General features: G+C 61.3%; 10 protein-coding genes. 4 read left to right on the top strand and 6 right to left on the bottom strand.

Translation table 11 applies throughout. From position 1 onward, the window contains the following. Positions 1–87 precede the first annotated feature (87 nt). The gene (locus G5137_RS16055; protein ID WP_421255658.1) at positions 88–1,233 is read left to right on the top strand and encodes a patatin-like phospholipase family protein; all 1,146 of its coding nucleotides are present in this window, start codon (positions 88–90) and stop codon (positions 1,231–1,233) included. 28 nt (positions 1,234–1,261) lie between these two features. Here the strand turns inward: G5137_RS16055 and G5137_RS16050 are convergent, their stop codons facing one another. Continuing rightward, positions 1,262–3,214, bottom strand: coding sequence for a monovalent cation:proton antiporter family protein (locus tag G5137_RS16050; protein WP_005338473.1), 1,953 nt, complete (start codon positions 3,212–3,214; stop codon positions 1,262–1,264). 118 nt (positions 3,215–3,332) lie between these two features. Between G5137_RS16050 and G5137_RS16045 the strand changes: the two genes are divergently transcribed. After that, positions 3,333–4,235 carry a GGDEF domain-containing protein gene (locus tag G5137_RS16045; protein WP_005347848.1) on the top strand — a complete coding sequence of 301 codons (903 nt, stop codon included), beginning with the start codon at positions 3,333–3,335 and terminating at the stop codon, positions 4,233–4,235. 78 nt (positions 4,236–4,313) lie between these two features. Here G5137_RS16045 and tilS read toward each other — a convergent pair whose 3' ends face one another. After that, on the bottom strand, positions 4,314–5,672 hold the full coding sequence (gene tilS / locus G5137_RS16040) for a tRNA lysidine(34) synthetase TilS (RefSeq protein ID WP_421208775.1): 1,359 nt from the start codon (positions 5,670–5,672) through the stop codon (positions 4,314–4,316). Positions 5,673–5,852: 180 nt separating this feature from the next. Here tilS and G5137_RS16035 point away from each other — a divergent pair, with 180 nt between their 5' ends. Beyond that, a complete protein-coding gene (locus tag G5137_RS16035) occupies positions 5,853–7,886 on the top strand; it encodes a M13 family metallopeptidase (protein ID WP_421208776.1) in 2,034 nt (677 codons plus the stop codon). Positions 7,887–7,944: 58 nt separating this feature from the next. Continuing rightward, positions 7,945–8,388: a PliI family lysozyme inhibitor of I-type lysozyme gene (locus G5137_RS16030; RefSeq protein ID WP_421208777.1), complete on the top strand. Its 444-nt coding sequence runs from the start codon at positions 7,945–7,947 to the stop codon at positions 8,386–8,388. Between the two features lie 76 nt (positions 8,389–8,464). Here the strand turns inward: G5137_RS16030 and pdxY are convergent, their stop codons facing one another. The 4 genes from pdxY to cadC all read right to left on the bottom strand — a co-directional run bounded on the left by pdxY (position 8,465) and on the right by cadC (position 15,264). Next, positions 8,465–9,325 (bottom strand): pyridoxal kinase PdxY, encoded by an 861-nt coding sequence (gene pdxY, locus G5137_RS16025; protein WP_047435702.1) that lies wholly within the window; start codon positions 9,323–9,325, stop codon positions 8,465–8,467. Between the two features lie 93 nt (positions 9,326–9,418). Next, positions 9,419–11,551 (bottom strand): lysine decarboxylase CadA, encoded by a 2,133-nt coding sequence (locus G5137_RS16020; protein ID WP_106842406.1) that lies wholly within the window; start codon positions 11,549–11,551, stop codon positions 9,419–9,421. A 77-nt stretch (positions 11,552–11,628) separates the two neighbouring features. After that, positions 11,629–12,963 carry a cadaverine/lysine antiporter gene (gene cadB, locus G5137_RS16015; RefSeq protein WP_005338486.1) on the bottom strand — a complete coding sequence of 445 codons (1,335 nt, stop codon included), beginning with the start codon at positions 12,961–12,963 and terminating at the stop codon, positions 11,629–11,631. 747 nt (positions 12,964–13,710) lie between these two features. Then, positions 13,711–15,264: a lysine decarboxylation/transport transcriptional activator CadC gene (gene cadC, locus G5137_RS16010; RefSeq protein WP_158111218.1), complete on the bottom strand. Its 1,554-nt coding sequence runs from the start codon at positions 15,262–15,264 to the stop codon at positions 13,711–13,713. Between the last annotated feature and the right edge of the window lie 168 nt (positions 15,265–15,432).

The following is a 15,432-nucleotide window of genomic DNA, read 5'->3' as shown; positions in this document are numbered from 1 at the left end:
AGCGCCCGTTTTTATATTTGATACAGCGCCTTATAGTTAACTTGTCAGTGGGAACATTCTTGTCAGTACACAATAAGGCGCCAGCATATGGCCAGACCCAATACAGCGTTGTTGCTCACCGGTGGCGGTGCTCGCGCCGCCTATCAGGTCGGTGCCCTCAAGGCGATTGCGGAGCTCTACCCGCGCAATCTCGGCATCCCTTTTCCCATCCTCTGTGGCACCTCGGCGGGGGCCATCAATGTCACTGCACTGGCCTGCTACGCCTCCTGCTTCCATCTGGGAGTGCGCAAGCTGGAGTGGGTCTGGCGCCGCTTCGAGACTCACCACATCTTCGATTTTCACCCGGGGCGCCTGCTGTGGCGGTTGTTGTACGAGGGGTCGGCGGGGCTGATCAACCCCCACACCAACCACGCCTTTCACCTCTTTGACAACGCGCCGCTGCACCGCCTGCTGGATCAGCTCATCGACTATCATCGGATCGATGATAACATCCTCTACGGCAGTCTGGAGGCGCTCGCCATCACGGCGTCGGATTACGATGACGGCCTATCCACCACCTTCTTTCAGGGGCGTGCCGACCACCATCCGTGGGAGCGGGCCAGACGGCGCGGGGTGCGCACAGTGCTTACATCTGAGCATTTGCTCGCCTCCTCGGCGCTCCCCTTCGTCTTTCCGGCCACCCGGATCGGCGAGAAGTTCTACGGCGACGGATCCATCCACCAGCTGAGCCCGCTCAGCCCCGCCATCCATCTGGGGGCTGAACGGATCCTTCTGATCGCCCTGGATCCGCCAGCGCACTCGGCACCGACCCATCACCACGGCCACCTCACCAGCTCCAATATTGCCAGCCATCTGCTCGATACGGTCTTTACTGACACCCTCAACTCCGATCTGGAGCGGCTGTGGCGCATCAACCAGACTCTGGATCTGATCCCGGAGCGGGAGCGCAACCGCCTCAAGCTGAAGCGGGTGGAGACCTGTGTGCTGAAACCGAGTCAGGATCTCGACACCATCGCACTGGCCTATCTGCGCAAACTGCCGCTAAAGTTGCGCCGGCTGTTGCGGGTGCTGGGCGTGAAGGGGGATGAGACCAGCAGTCTGGCCAGCTTTTTGATGTTCTATCCGGGTTACTGCCAGCAGTTGATCAAGCTGGGCTATCAGGACACCCTGAGGGAGCGGGAGCGGGTCGTCGCCTTCCTCGATATCGAAGGGCTACCAAAAGAGCGGGAGTAAAGGGGGCGGCCGATGAGTGCAAGGGGACTCAGCGCCCCTCCAGCAAACGCTGCTCAGCCTGTTCCATCGCCACCACGGTACCAAACAGGATCAGCCGATCGCCAGCCGCCAGCACCAGCTCGGGTCTGGGCTCCAGACTCTGATCCCCGCGCTGCACCTCCTTGATCCGCACCTCATCAAGCGGCAACTCGCGCACTTCACGGCCTACCGCCCACGCCTGATCGTGCAGCAGCAGCGGGTGGAGACGTTCAAGCAGCTGATCCGCCTCCAGATTGCTGGCACTCTGATCCCCCCAGTAGAAGCCGTGCAGGAAGCGATACTGGCTGCTGCGCTCCAGCTCCATCCGACGGATCACCCGGCCAATTGGGATATCGCAATTGAGCAGCAGGTGGGAGACCAGCATCAGGGCTCCCTCCTGGGATTCGGGAATCACCTCGAAAGCCCCTGCCTGCTTGTACTGCTCCAGAAAACTGTCATCCCGGGTACGCACCAGCACTTTGAGATCCCCCGCCAGTTCGCGGATCAGTGCCAGCATAGCCTCCACCCGCTTGCGGTCATCGAAGGTGATGATCACCAGCCGCGCCCGCAACAAGCCGGCGGCCAGCAGAATATCGCGGCGACTGGCATCGCCGAAGGCCACCTGCTCCCCCGCCAGCTTGGCTTCGCTCACCCGCTCCGGGTCGAGGTCTAGGGCCAGAAAGGGGATCTCCTCGATCTTGAGAAAGCGGGCACAGGTCTGCCCCGCCCGGCCAAACCCGGCGATGATGACATGCTGGTTTTTGCTCAGGCCCGACTGTGCCACCTCGGAGCGGGTCAGCAGCGCCGGATCGGTGAGGCTACGGGCCAGCGAATGGGCCTGGGTCACCAGCCAGGGGGTCATGGCGATGGAGATGATGCCGATACCGATGAGCAGTGAGACCAGCTGCTGATCCAGCAAGCCGTGGTGCAGTGCCAGTGCCAGCAGCACGAAGCCAAACTCTCCCACCTGACTGAGCATGATACCGGCGGCCATGCTGTCGCGCTTTCGTTCCCCCATCAGCCGCCCGGCCAGCAGTACCAGCAGGGATTTGCACAGTACCAGCAGCACCACGCAGATCAGTACCTGCCACCAAGCCCGCGCCACCAGCTCCCACTCCATGGCCATGCCGATGGTGATAAAGAAGAGCCCCATCAGCACATCGCGAAAGGGCTTGATGTCCACCTCCAGCTGATGACGGTAGTGGGACTCCCCCAGCATCATCCCCGCCAGAAACGCCCCCAGCGCCATCGACAGCCCCAGCGAATGGGTCATGTAGGCGGCCAGCAGCGCCACCAGCAGGGCACTCAGCACGAACAACTCGTCGGAGCGAGCTCGCGCCACCTCGTGAAACAGCAGCGGCAGCAACCACTTGCCCACCGCCAGCAGAGTAAAGAGAGCAAACAGCCCCTTGAGGGTGGCCCAGGCGATCTCGGCGGCCAGGGCGCTGCCCTGCACTTCCGGCTGGGCGAGGATAGGGATCATCACCAGCAGGGGCACCACCGCCAGATCCTGAAACAGCAGCACGCTCACCCCCAGCTGGGCGCGGCGGGTATGGAGCTGCTTCTGCTCGCCGAGCTGCTTGATCACCACAGCCGTGGAGGAGAGTGCCAACGTTCCCGCCACCACCAGCGACTGGGCCAGACCCAGCCCCCACCACCAGCCGATGGCGAAGAAGAGCAGTGACGTGAGCAGCACCTGCAACATCCCCACCCCCAGCACCAACCGACGCATCGCCAGTAATTTCGGCAGGGAGAACTCCAACCCCAGCGAGAACATCAGAAAGACGATCCCCAGCTCGGCAATGGTCTGCATGATCGACTGACCGGTGATCACCGCCAGCCCGTGGGGGCCGAGCAAGACGCCGGCAATCAGGTAGGCGAGAATAACCGGCAAGCCGAGACGCCGGAAAGTTGCCACCAGCAGCACGGCGGCGAACAGCAGGATCAACAGGTCGGTGTACAAATTTCCCTCTCCTTTTATCGACTTAAGCTTAGTCAGCCGATCTGGCGGGCAGGAAAGATATATTGGGCATGCCAATTGCAGGGAGGAGACAGTAGTCAGGTGTTACAGGTGGAAGACCATGGAAAATACGTCGTCACTTAATGGCTTTAGCCATGGCATCGAGCAGTGGGTTCGCCAGATGGAGCGGCTCACGCCGTTGCCCAGCGTTGAACGCAACCAGTTGCTCGAGCAGTTGTTGGGGCAGAGCGATCTCGGCGGTCTGCTGACAACTTTTGCCGATCGTGCGGCAAGAATTGTCAGGATCCACGGTCTCTACCTCGATTGTGGCCAGCCCCATGTGCTGATCCAGCACCCGCCGCTGGCCACCCTCAACCTGCACAACTATCCGTTCGAACTGCGCGGTCAGCATGGCCAGCTGCTCGGCCAGCTCCACTACGAGCTGGAACATCCGCTGAGCGGCAGCCAGCAACGGGTACTGATGCAATACCATCAGCTGCTCTGCCTGCTGCTGCCCCTCTATCTGCGGCTGGAAAAACTGGATCAGCTGGTCCGGCTCGATCACCTGACCGGCCTTGGCAACCGCTCCTACTTTGACGAGGCCATCGGTCGCGCCATCGAGCAGCATAGCCGCGAGCCTCACGGTCTGGTGCTGGTGCTGCTGGATCTCGATCGCTTCAAGCAGATCAATGACACCTGGGGTCATCCGGTGGGGGATCTGGTGCTGAGCCGCTTCGCCCAGCTGCTCAAGGGGTGTATCCGCAGCACGGATCAAGCCTTCCGGCTCGGGGGAGATGAATTTGCCCTGCTGCTGCAACCGGCCGAACCCGAGGCGTGGCGCCCGGTCTGGCTGCGACTGCAGCATATGTTGATGACCAACAAGGAGCTCAGCACCTTCTCGGTCGGATGCAGCCTTGGCGCCGCCAGCTGGCAATCCGGGGTCGATGTGCCGAGCCTCTACGAGGCGGCCGACAGCCACCTCTACGCCCGCAAGAAAGCAGGCAAGGCCAGCCCTAACGAATAATCCCGAACTCTTCTTTGCTCCGGCACATGCGCGCCATGTGACCGGAGCTTCTTTTTTTGAGGTTACGCCGAGATCACCTCAGGCAAGATCCTGCTCGGGCATGATGGGGGCGGCACCGCTTCCCTGCCAGTGGCAGACCAGACCAGTTCCCTCAGCCATAAAGCCGTCGCAGACAAAGAGCCCCACCACCGCCGCCACCTGCTCGCCATAGTAGAGGATGGGGATGCGCCCCCGCTGCCACGAAGGCACGCCATACTCCTGCAGCAACTTTTTCATCCGCCGACTGCCGCTCCGCCCCACCGGTTTGAGGGGGATCCCGGGCGTCACCTGAAAACGCACCGAGAGCGGCTCATCCGCTCGGGGGGAGCGCAGCAGATCCTCGCCGTGCTCCGCCATGCGCACCACCAGCTCGCCCAACCCGTCCGGCAGGGTCAGCGGCTCGCCCACGGTCAGCGGCAATACCTGATGACAGGGTTGCAGGTCAGGGCTCACCAGATAGAGCCGCTCCTGATAACGGCGGCAGCTCTGGCGCCCCCAGTTGAGCTGGGGATTGGCATCGCCGCGCGCCAGCGCTACCTCCTGCCAGAGCCGGGCAAGCTGCTCACGGGATGGCATCTCCCCCCCCTGACGGCGGATCCAGTAGCGCAGCAGGTTGTTGCGCCGGGTGGGTGAAAGGGCGTGCAGCGGGCCGATATGGAGTGCCTCCCCCTCGCCCGCCAGCTGCCAGTCGCTCTCGGCAAGCTCCTCCAGCAGCGCCTCCTGCTCGGCGCACAGGGCCATGCTGCGCGCAGCGGTCTGGGCCATGGCGGGCCAGCGCGCCTTGAGCTGGGGGATAAGCGTCTGGCGCAAAAAGTTGCGGTCATAGCTCACATCCTGATTGCTCTCATCCTCCACCCAGCCAAAGGGGAGGCTCGCTGCCGCCTCGGCCAGCTCGGCGCGACTCATATTGAGCAGCGGCCGCAGCAACAGGCCGCCAGCAAAGGGCTGGCTTGGCAAGATCCCCGCCAAGCCGCGCAGACCGGCGCCGCGCTTGAGGGCCAGCAGCAGGGTCTCCAGCTGATCGTCCTGATGGTGGGCGGTGAGCAGCCACTCCCCCTCCCGCATCCTAGCGGTCAGCCGCTGATAACGGGCGGTGCGAGCCTGCGCCTCCAGACTCTCGCCATTGCCACGGGCCAGAGTCACTCGCTCGACCAGCAGCTCCACCGCCAATTGCTGACACACGGCGTCACAATGAGCGACCCACTCATCGGCATGGGGACTGAGGCCGTGGTGCACGTGCAGGGCGCGAAGTGACAGGCTGTGCTCGCGGGCATACTGTGCCGCCAGCACCAGCAGCAGGGTAGAGTCGAGGCCGCCACTGAAGGCTACCAGCAGACCGGTGGAACCTTCTGGTGCTGGCATAGTCAGACAAAAGCGAGAATAAAGATGAGAAATCATAGGCTTCCCCAAAACGGACCGGCCGATCTTAGCAGAGTCGGGCTTATCAAGCTGCAACCCTGCTGCTAGAGTGAGGCTCGCCCGCCCTCTCCACCAGGCTGGCCGCAAGGCGGTCGCACAACTGATTGGAGCAAGGAAGATGGGCAGGGAAGCAAACAATCCGAATTGGAATCAAACAAGATGAACAATAAGAAAAGCTTACTGGCCGGCCTGATTGGACTGGCACTGCTGGCTGGCTGCAGTCAGGCACCGCAAGACTCCCCCAAACACTCCGGGCTGGCGCTGGCCAATATGGACCCCCAGGTCAAACCCGGCGATGACTTCTTCCGCTACGTCAATGGCAAGTGGCTCGCCACCGCCAAGATCCCCGACGATCGCCCCGCCGATGGCGCCTTCTACATGCTGCGGGACAAATCCCTCGCCGATGTGCGGGTGCTGGTCGAGGGGCTGGCCAAGCAGGAGGCCGCCACCGGCACGCCGACCCAGCAGATCCGCGATCTCTACGCCAGCTATCTGGATCAGGCAGGCCGTGACGCCAAGGGGCTCACCCCGCTGGCGCCGGCGCTGGCCGATATCGACCGGATCGGTGATCAGGCAGCACTGGCCCGTGCCTTTGCCCAGTCGGGCCGCATGGGCGGCGGCGCGCCGTTTGGCATCTGGATCGACGCCGATGCCAAGTCCCCCGACCGCTATGCGGTCTACCTCTATCAAGGTGGACTGGGGCTGCCGGATCGGGACTACTACCTCAAGCAGGATATCGAGAGTCAGGCCCTGCGCCAGAAGTACCAGCAGCATATCGCCGCCATGCTGAGCCGCCTCGGGGAATCTGACCCGAGCGGCAAGGCCAAACGGATTCTGGCCCTCGAAACCCGGCTCGCCACCATCCAGTGGGACAACGTCGCCCTGCGAGATCGGGAGAAGAACTACAACAAGCGCCCCGCCAGCGAACTGGCACGGCTCGCCCCCCACCTCGACTGGCAGGCCTATCTGAACGCCGCGGGCATTGCTTCCCAGCCGGAGCTCATTATCGGTCAGCCGACCTATCTGAGCGCGCTGGATCAGGTGATGGCCCAGACCCCCATCGCCGACTGGCAGGCCTACCTCAAGTGGCAACTGCTGACCGACTACGCCCCCTATCTCGACAGCGAGACCGACCGCGCCAACTTCGCCTTCTACGGCACCACATTGAGCGGCACGCCCAAGCAGCGCGCCAGCTGGGAGCGGGCGCTCGGGGTGCTGAACGATCATCTGGGTGAAGCGGTCGGCCAGCTCTATGTGGCCCGCTACTTCCCGCCAGCGGCCAAGGAGCGGATGGAGCAGCTGGTGGAGAACCTGCGCACCGCCTACGGCCAGAGCATCAAGGAGCTCGACTGGATGTCGCCCGAGACCAAGGCGCAGGCCCTCGAGAAGCTGGCCAAGTTCCGCCCCAAGATCGGCTACCCCGACAAGTGGAAGGATTACAGCGCCATCGCCATCAAACCGGATGATCTGGTGGGCAACCTGCAACGCTCGCAAGCCTTTGAATATGCAGACAGTCTGGCGCGCCTCGGCAAGCCGGTCGACCGGGACGAGTGGCACATGTCGCCGCAAACAGTGAACGCCTACTACAACCCGAGCAACAACGAGATCGTCTTCCCTGCGGCCATTTTGCAGCCCCCCTTCTTCGACATGACGGCGGATGACGCTGTCAACTACGGCGCCATCGGCGGGGTGATCGGCCACGAGATGGGCCACGGTTTTGATGATCAGGGGGCCAAATCCGACGGCGACGGCATGATGCGCGACTGGTGGACACCGCAAGATCTCAAGGAGTTCCGCTTCCGCACCAGCCGTCTGGTGGCCCAGTACAACCGCTTCGAGCCCATCAACGGCCAGTTCGTCAACGGCCAGTTTACCCTGGGGGAGAACATCGGTGATCTCGGTGGTCTCACCATCGCCCACAAGGCCTACGAGCTGTCGCTGGATGGCAAGGAGGCACCGGTGCTGGACGGCTTCACCGGCGAACAGCGCTTCTTCCTCGGCTGGGCGCAGGTGTGGAAGGGGATGTATCGCCCCGAGCTGATGCAGATGCTGCTGCGCTCCGACCCCCACTCGCCCCCCGAGTACCGGGTCAACGGCGTGGTGCCGAACATTCCCGCCTTCTACGAGGCATTCAACATCCAGCCGGGGGACAAGCTCTATCTGCCACCCCAGAAGCGGGTGAAGATCTGGTAACAGCATCAGGGCGGGCTCCCCGGGAGCCCGCCCTCAACAGACAGCAAGAGGTTGCAAGATGAACAGAGCATTGATCATGGCAGGGCTGCTGGCCCTGCCGCTGGCGGCGCAAGCACAAGCCGAAGAGGGATTTAACAAGCAACTGACCCTGCCCTCCGGGCAGGTGATCCGGGTGGCGCAGGGGGTCGGTGAACCTGCCTCCATCGGCAGCTATGACGTGCGACTCTATTCGGGTCAGAACGCCCAGTTTCCACTGGATGAGTTTCAGGATGGCAAGGTGATGGCTCGCAACGGCTTTATCCGGGAGCTGAAACTGGTCGATTTGAATGGCGACAAGCAGCCCGAGCTGGTGGTCATCATCGAGAGCGCCGGCAGCGGCAGCTATCAGGATGCCGATGCCTACACCGTCAGCCCGCAAGGGGAGCTGGAGATCTTCAATCAGGTCAAGGAGCTGGAGCCCAAAGAGGATGTGGTCAAGGCGCTCAAAAGCCCGCAAGACTAAGCCCTCTCCCCGAATCTGAAATATAAAAAGCCCTGATGATCAGGGCTTTGTTGTTTCTGCTGTTGGTACAAACAGCTCAGAGGCGGGTCGCCCGGATGGAGACCTGCGGCAGCGCCATCTCGTGCTGGGCAGCAACCAGTTGCAGCTCGTAGGCCCCCGCCAGCCAGGTCCGGGCCAGTACCGCATCCACGCTGGCGTTGGTAAGTTCGAACGCCGCTACCGGGGTACAACCGGCCAGCAGATTGGCCAGCATGGTGGCGCTCAGCAGATCCCCCACCCCGATGGGATGGCGGGCAAAAGGGTAGAGCGGGCGGGAAAGATGAAAGGTCCCCTCCTCGCACACCAGCAGCATCTCGAAGCGGTCCATGGCAAAACCGGCCTTGCCCAGATGCTTGACCATCACCAGCTTGACCCCTTGCGCGCGCAGCTGCTGGCACGCCTCGATGGCCTCCGGCACATTGCGGATATCGCGGCCGGTGAGCTGTTCCAGCTCCAGCAGATTGGGGGCCAGCATATCGGCGCAGGCCAGTGCCCGGTTTTTCAGAAAATCGGCGACGCCGGGTGCCACTATGCAGCCCTTGTCGGGGTGACCCATCACGGGGTCACAAAAGTAGAGGGCGGCCGGATTGATCGCCTTGAGCCGAGCCACCGCCGCCAGGATCTCCTCCCCCTGTTCGGCCGAGCCGAGGTAGCCGCTCAGCAGCGCATCGCACTCGGCCAGCACACCGATCTCCGCCAGGCCGTTTACCAGCTGACGGATATGGCCGCCGGGCATCACCATCCCCTGCCAGCCTTCACGGTATTGGGTGTGGTTGGAGAACTGCACCGTGTTCATCGGCCACACCTCGATCCCGAGGCGACGCATGGGAAAAACGGCGGCGCTGTTGCCGGCACAGCCAAAGACTACGTGGGATTGAATGGAGAGCACTCGCTTCATGGTTGGCGACTCACGCAATAAGAACAGGAATTCCGGAGGGGAAAACGGGCCTTGCGGCCCGTTGTTGTCACTTTCGACTGTTGTCACTGTCGATTAACGCAGCACCTTGACGGTGTAGCTGCCATCGGCCTGACGATAGAGGCCGTGGATGTCGGTCTCGAAGCCCGGGTAGTGGGCGCCGATCTCGCACAGCATCTCGAGGAACTCGAGCACCGGCAGAGAATCCTGGGTCACCATCTCGCCCGGCAGTACCAGCGGTACTCCCGGCGGGTACGGCAGGATCATGTTGGCGCTGATGCGGTCAACCATGTCACGCAACGGCACCTCTTCCAGATTGCCCGCCAGCTCTTGCTGCCATGCAGCATGCGGGGTCATCTTCATCTCCGGCAGCACGTCGAACGCCTTGAACATCAGCTCCGGCAGACGGTATTTGCAGGTCAGATCGTGGATGCTCTGGGCCAGCTCCTGAATGCGCATCCCTTCGTAGAAGCTAGGGTCTTCACGATAGAGGCTCGGCAGTATGTTCTTGATGGTCAGGTTCAGATCGTAACCACGCTTGAACTCGGTCAGGGCGCGCAGCAGCTGCATCGCCTTGGACTGATCGATACCGATGGAGAAAAGGAACAGCATGTTGTAAGGACCGGTCTTCTCGACCACGATGCCGCGCTCGTCCAGGAACTTGGAGACCAGTGAAGCAGGAATACCCTTCTCCAGCAGCTTGCCATCACGACCCATGCCCGGGGTTAGCAGGGTGACCTTGATCGGATCCAGGTACATGTGGTTGTCATCGATGTCCTTGAAACCGTGCCAGTCATCTTTCGGATCCAGCTTCCAGCACTCGACGGTGTCGATGTTGTCCGGCTGCCATACGTCGAAGAACCAGCCTTCGCTCTGATCACGCAGACGCTTGATCTCTTTGCGGAAGGAGATGGCGCGATCGATGGAGTCCTTGATCAGACGCTTGCCGGTGTTGCCACGCATCATGGCAGCGGAGATCTCGGTCGATGCCACGATGCCGTACTGCGGCGAGGTGGAGGTGTGCATCATGAAGGCTTCGTTGAAGGTCTCTTCCTCCACGTCACCCTTGATGTGGATCATCGAGGCCTGGGAGAAGGCCGCCAGCAGCTTGTGGGTGGACTGGGTTTCATAGAACACCTTGCCCGGCATCGCTTCGCCGCTCATGCCGCACTTGCCTTCGTAGATCGGGCTGAAGTTGGTGTAAGGCACCCAGGCACTGTCGAAGTGGATGTAAGGAGTATCCAGCGCTTCCTTGATGAAGCCGGTGTTGTAGAGCAGGCCATCATAGGTGGAGTTGGTGACGACGGCGTAACGGGGAGCCTGGGCACCCGGCGTCGCAGCGACTTTGGCAGCGATGGTGTCGCGGCTGAATTCGCTCTGCGGGATACCGCCCAGAATGCCGTAGGCGTTGCGGGTCGGACGGAAGTAGATCGGCGTCACGTCGTTCATCATCATCAGGTGAGTGAGCGACTTGTGGCAGTTGCGGTCAACCAGCACAGTGCTGCCGGCCGGCGCTGAGTACATGCCGACGATCTTGTTGGCAGTGGAGGTGCCGTTGGTAACGATGTAGGAGCGATCGGCGTTGAAGGTACGGGCGATGTACTCTTCGGCTTCCTTGTGCGGACCTGAGTGATCCAGCAGGGAGCCCAGCTCCGGCATGGAGATGGATACGTCAGCCTTGAACGCGTTCGGGCCGTAGAAGTCATAGAAGATGCTGCCGGCCGGGCTCATCTGGAAGGCGGTACCGCCCATGTGACCCGGAGTACAGAAGGTGTATTTACCCTCTTCTACATATTTGAACAGTGCCTTGGTGAACGGCGGCAGGATGGCGTCCTGATACTCCTGAGTGGCCTGACCCATCTTGAGGGCGATGTCATCGGCCATGCCAAGACGGTACTCGAAGAAGTGCACGTTCAGACGCAGGTCGGTCAGGTGAATGTCCAGAGTGGACTGGTCGTTGGCAAAGGCGAAGATCGGCAGCTTCTCGTTGCGATCGTGGATCTCCTTGCACAGGCCCAGAGAGTATTTGTCCCAATCGAAGATGGCGCCGCAAACGCGGGGGTTCTTCTCGATCAGTTTCAGCAGGTCGGCCACATCGACCGGATAAACAACCTCGAAACCCTTGCGCTCGAGGGAGGCTTGCAGCTGGCGAATGGGTTCTTCTTTAAAGAAAACGCCCAGGTGGTTGAGGATGGCAATGATATTCATCGTAATGCTCCACACGTAAAGGGGCGCTCTCCATCAGGGATGGTGAGTGAAGAGCGCTCGGAAGATAAAAGGGGGAATTAGTTGCTGGGCTGTTCGCTCAGCAGGGCGTCGTGCTGACGCAGACCCTGTTTTTTGGCGTAGAACATCAGGATGATGAGCGACACCACGAAGGTAGCGGTAAGGTTGGAACCCTTGGCACCCATCAGGGCCACCAGACAGAAGACACAGGCCACACCGGAGAAGATCATGGCGCCGATGCTGCGGGAGGTCATGCCCTCAAAGCGGATCAGGTTAATGCTGGAGTAGAAGTAGGGCAGCATGGTCAGCAGCACCGCATCTGTGGTCAGCACGTTGAAGAGATCGGCAGCGTGGGCGGACTGGGATGTGAAGGCGGTCAGGCCAACCATCAGGGCAGTCATCTTGAGGGAGCCCAGGATCAGACCCTTCTTGGCCACGCCGTTCTTGTCCACTTCACCGTAGATTTTCGGGAAGTTGCCGTCGTTGGCGGCACGCTTGCCCGCCTCGCCCACCAGCATCATCCAGGAACCGAGCGAGGTGAAGCAGGCCAGGGCGGTGAAGGCAGAGACGAATGGTGCAGACCAGCTACCGAAGATGGCGGAAGAGGCCATGGCAAACGGGGCGCCGGAAGCAGCCACTTCACCGGCCGGGAACATGCCGCTGATCACCTGGGTAGAGAGGATGTAGATAACACCCGCGATACCGGTACCCAGCATGGTAGCGAGCGGTACGGTGCGCTTGGGGTTCTTCACCATGCCGGAAGAGACGGCGGCAGATTCAACACCGACGAAGGACCAGAGGCAGATCAGCACGGCGCTGATGACCGCATGCAGATCGCTGCCGCTGGTGGTATTCCAGTTCTGGCTGTAGACAGTGGCATCAAAATGACCCCAGCCCATCACCGCAGTACCGACAACCGGCAGCAGGATCAGCACCAGACCCAGGGTACAGAGTCGGCTCACCCAGCTACCGCCAAGCAGGTTGACGAAGGTGAAGATCCAGACGGCAGCGATGGTGGCTGCGGCGGCCGGAATTGGGCTATTGAGAATGGGGAAGAAGACCGAGAGGTAGGAGACGCCGGTAATGGCGATTGCCAGGTTACCGATCCAGTTGGCGTGGTAATAAAGCACACCGGTCTGGAAACCGAACACCGGAGAGATCTCGCCAGCGTAAGCAATGGGGCCACCCTCTTGCGGGTTCTTGGTAGCAAGGCGGGCGAAGACGAAGGCGAGGCCCATGGCGCCTACCAGACAGATTGCCCAGCTAAAGACAGAGATGGAGCCGATGGTGGCCAGTGCCGAAGGCAGCAGCGCGATGCCACTCCCCATCATGTTGCCGGCCACCACACCTGTACAGGCGATAAGGCCAATCTTCTTGCTCGTATCGAGGGACATAAGATCTCCGGTTCTATAAAAGGTCGGGTCGTCACATACACATTTGGCGGAACGCCCCGCCAAAGAATGGGCACAGACTAGGCCTCTCATCCCCGGAAAACATAAAGACCAGCTAACGGATAAAAATATGAGACAACTTTTTTCGCCGCCTCGTCACTTTTGATAAAAACCATTTAAAAACAGTACATTGACATCACATTACACAGCCGTCTTGATAAAACCTTGATATCCTTCTGCCCCATTCTTGCCCCTTGATAACCCCCTTATCTCGCCGTCTTGATATTTTTGGCCAGATAAACCCGGGATAAAGCAGCTCCCATTGCGCCCCCTCCCCTTGTAACCATCCGAACGCCCAGCTGACCATCACCCTGAGTGGCCGCTCACCTCCTGCTTTCCCCTTCGCTCGGCTCATCACAATCCAAACTCAGAGGTAAAGCACAACGGCGATAACCGGTCAGCAATGAGAAATGGGTCGTGACGGACAGCTTATCCCGCCGCCAACCATGAGCAGATGTCACAAGCTGTGTGCGCGGCGTGAAGCCGAACAAACGCGAGTGCCGCGAATGCCGCGGGCAAGACAAAGGCAAGTGGGGAGCTGCGGGGGATAAATCGGGCCGCACCAGAGCGACTATCCCCAGTGGCAAAGAAGCAGGATTGAGACAAGCAGAAACCGCACAGGCCGCCCGAAGGCAGCCTGTGGATGAGGTCGGCAACCGCGCCGACCGGGGGAAAACCAACACTGCGGTGTTAGAAGAGCTTCACCTTGCTCTGGCCCAGCGCATTGAACAGAGCCGGAGTGAGGCTCTCCATATTGCTGTAGAAACCGAGCTGCTGGCAGAGCAGATAGGTCTGCTCGGTCGCCTCCATCAGGAAGGCCTGACTGTAGGCATCCCCCGCCGCCTCGGGACGACCGTCCAGCTCCGCCAGCTTGCCCTGCAGTATGTAATAGAGCACCGAGCGGCCGCGACTCGCCGCCTTCTCCAGCAGATAGTTGGCCTGCTGTTGCTGGCCGTTGAGGATCGCCTGCAGGGTCAACGCCTCCCACACCCGGGCTGGCAGGGCGCCGCTGTTTTGCACCACGCTGGCGAGATGGGTGCCAATCCCCTGCAACCGCTCGCTCTCGGATTTGCCCGCCAGGGTGGCCAGCGCCTCGCCCGCCAGATAGCGCTCCGCCAACAGCAGCGGCTGATCCGGATGGGCAATCAGCGCCTGCTCCAGTAGATCGATGCCGCGCTTGAGGGCGACCGGATCCCGGCTGTTGATGTAGTACTGCGCCTCCATCATCGCCATCAGGGAGGCATCATCGGTCGGCCAGCCCATCCCCGGCTCGGCATCGGGTTGGTCGAGGGCGCGCAGCAGATCCTGGCTGCTCGCCTGCAACACGCCGTGCACACTGTGGCGACTGAGCTGGTACTGATGGCTGAACAGCACCCGGTTGGTGTTGATATTGCGATACTCCAGATCGAGATAGGTGCCGCGCGGCTGGCGGGTGACCCGCACACTCAGCTCCTTGCCAGGCATGATGCCCCCCATCAGAGTGGTGGCACCGTACTGCACCCGCAGCGGCGTAGCCACCGCCACCTCCCCCATCAGGGCGCGGGTAATGCCATCGGCGAGGCGCACGTTCTCGTTGTTGTCATCCATGCCGGAGTGGAAGCGGAACACCAGCAGATTGGGATCCAGCATGGCATGCACCTGGGGACTGGTGTGCTGGTAGCTGAGCATGCTGACAATAGCGATCAGCACGATGGCAACGAAGATATCGAAACTCACCATCTTCCAGCGGCTGCGAGCATCCTTGGCATGGGTGGAGATGGCGCGGGTCAGGGGCCCGGCGGGAAAAGGGGCGACATTGGGCTGTGCATCATCATCTTGATCAGCCGCGGGCGGGCTCAGATCGGAGAGCGTCGGGTTGTCGGAGAGAGCGGTATTGACCGCGGGCACGGGTTGCTCGTCCGCCATCACCACGGAAACCACCTGCAGCGGCCGCACCGGTGCCACCAGCTTGTAGCCGCGCTTGGGTACGGTGACGATATAGTCGGTCGCATCGGTGCGACCATCTTTGAGGATCTTGCGCAGTTCGAAGATGGACTGGGTCACAACCTGATCGGTCACCTCGGCGCCATCCCACACCTCGTTGATCAGGGCATCGCGGCCAAACACGGTGCCGGCATTATGGGCAAGAAACCGCAACAGATTGACCAGTCTGGGTTCGAGGTAGACCTCGCGGTCGGGGCGACACAACATGTTGTCGTCAACGCTCAGGGTCCAGTCGTGGATCTCAAAAACCGATTCGCTCATGATTCACTCGCTGCAGATGGTGACAATGCACGATGAGAGAGACGCAAAACCCGGGCTGACTGAACGGAACAAGGCGCTATCACCACAGGTGACAGATAAAAAGAGAACCGAAGCAATCACATCTCTGAGAGTCAGTCTGGCCAGGCCATCCTGTTTACGTCTGAAGGG

Origin of the sequence: Aeromonas sp. 600282 (genome assembly GCF_049175755.1) — a bacterium.
In the GTDB taxonomy this organism is placed as follows: domain Bacteria; phylum Pseudomonadota; class Gammaproteobacteria; order Enterobacterales; family Aeromonadaceae; genus Aeromonas; species Aeromonas veronii_A.
The sequence above is the reverse complement of the archived record's forward strand: the minus strand, read 5'-3'. Positions and strand labels throughout refer to the sequence as shown.

What these genes read in the sequence shown, in the direction of transcription:
- G5137_RS16055 (WP_421255658.1), top strand. Translation starts at nt 88, where the DNA reads ATGGCCAGACCCAATACAGCGTTGTTGCTCACCGGTGGCGGTGCTCGC.
- G5137_RS16045 (WP_005347848.1), top strand. Translation starts at nt 3,333, where the DNA reads ATGGAAAATACGTCGTCACTTAATGGCTTTAGCCATGGCATCGAGCAG.
- tilS (WP_421208775.1), bottom strand. Translation starts at nt 5,672, where the DNA reads ATGATTTCTCATCTTTATTCTCGCTTTTGTCTGACTATGCCAGCACCA.
- G5137_RS16035 (WP_421208776.1), top strand. Translation starts at nt 5,853, where the DNA reads ATGAACAATAAGAAAAGCTTACTGGCCGGCCTGATTGGACTGGCACTG.
- G5137_RS16030 (WP_421208777.1), top strand. Translation starts at nt 7,945, where the DNA reads ATGAACAGAGCATTGATCATGGCAGGGCTGCTGGCCCTGCCGCTGGCG.
- pdxY (WP_047435702.1), bottom strand. Translation starts at nt 9,325, where the DNA reads ATGAAGCGAGTGCTCTCCATTCAATCCCACGTAGTCTTTGGCTGTGCC.
- G5137_RS16020 (WP_106842406.1), bottom strand. Translation starts at nt 11,551, where the DNA reads ATGAATATCATTGCCATCCTCAACCACCTGGGCGTTTTCTTTAAAGAA.
- cadB (WP_005338486.1), bottom strand. Translation starts at nt 12,963, where the DNA reads ATGTCCCTCGATACGAGCAAGAAGATTGGCCTTATCGCCTGTACAGGT.
- cadC (WP_158111218.1), bottom strand. Translation starts at nt 15,264, where the DNA reads ATGAGCGAATCGGTTTTTGAGATCCACGACTGGACCCTGAGCGTTGAC.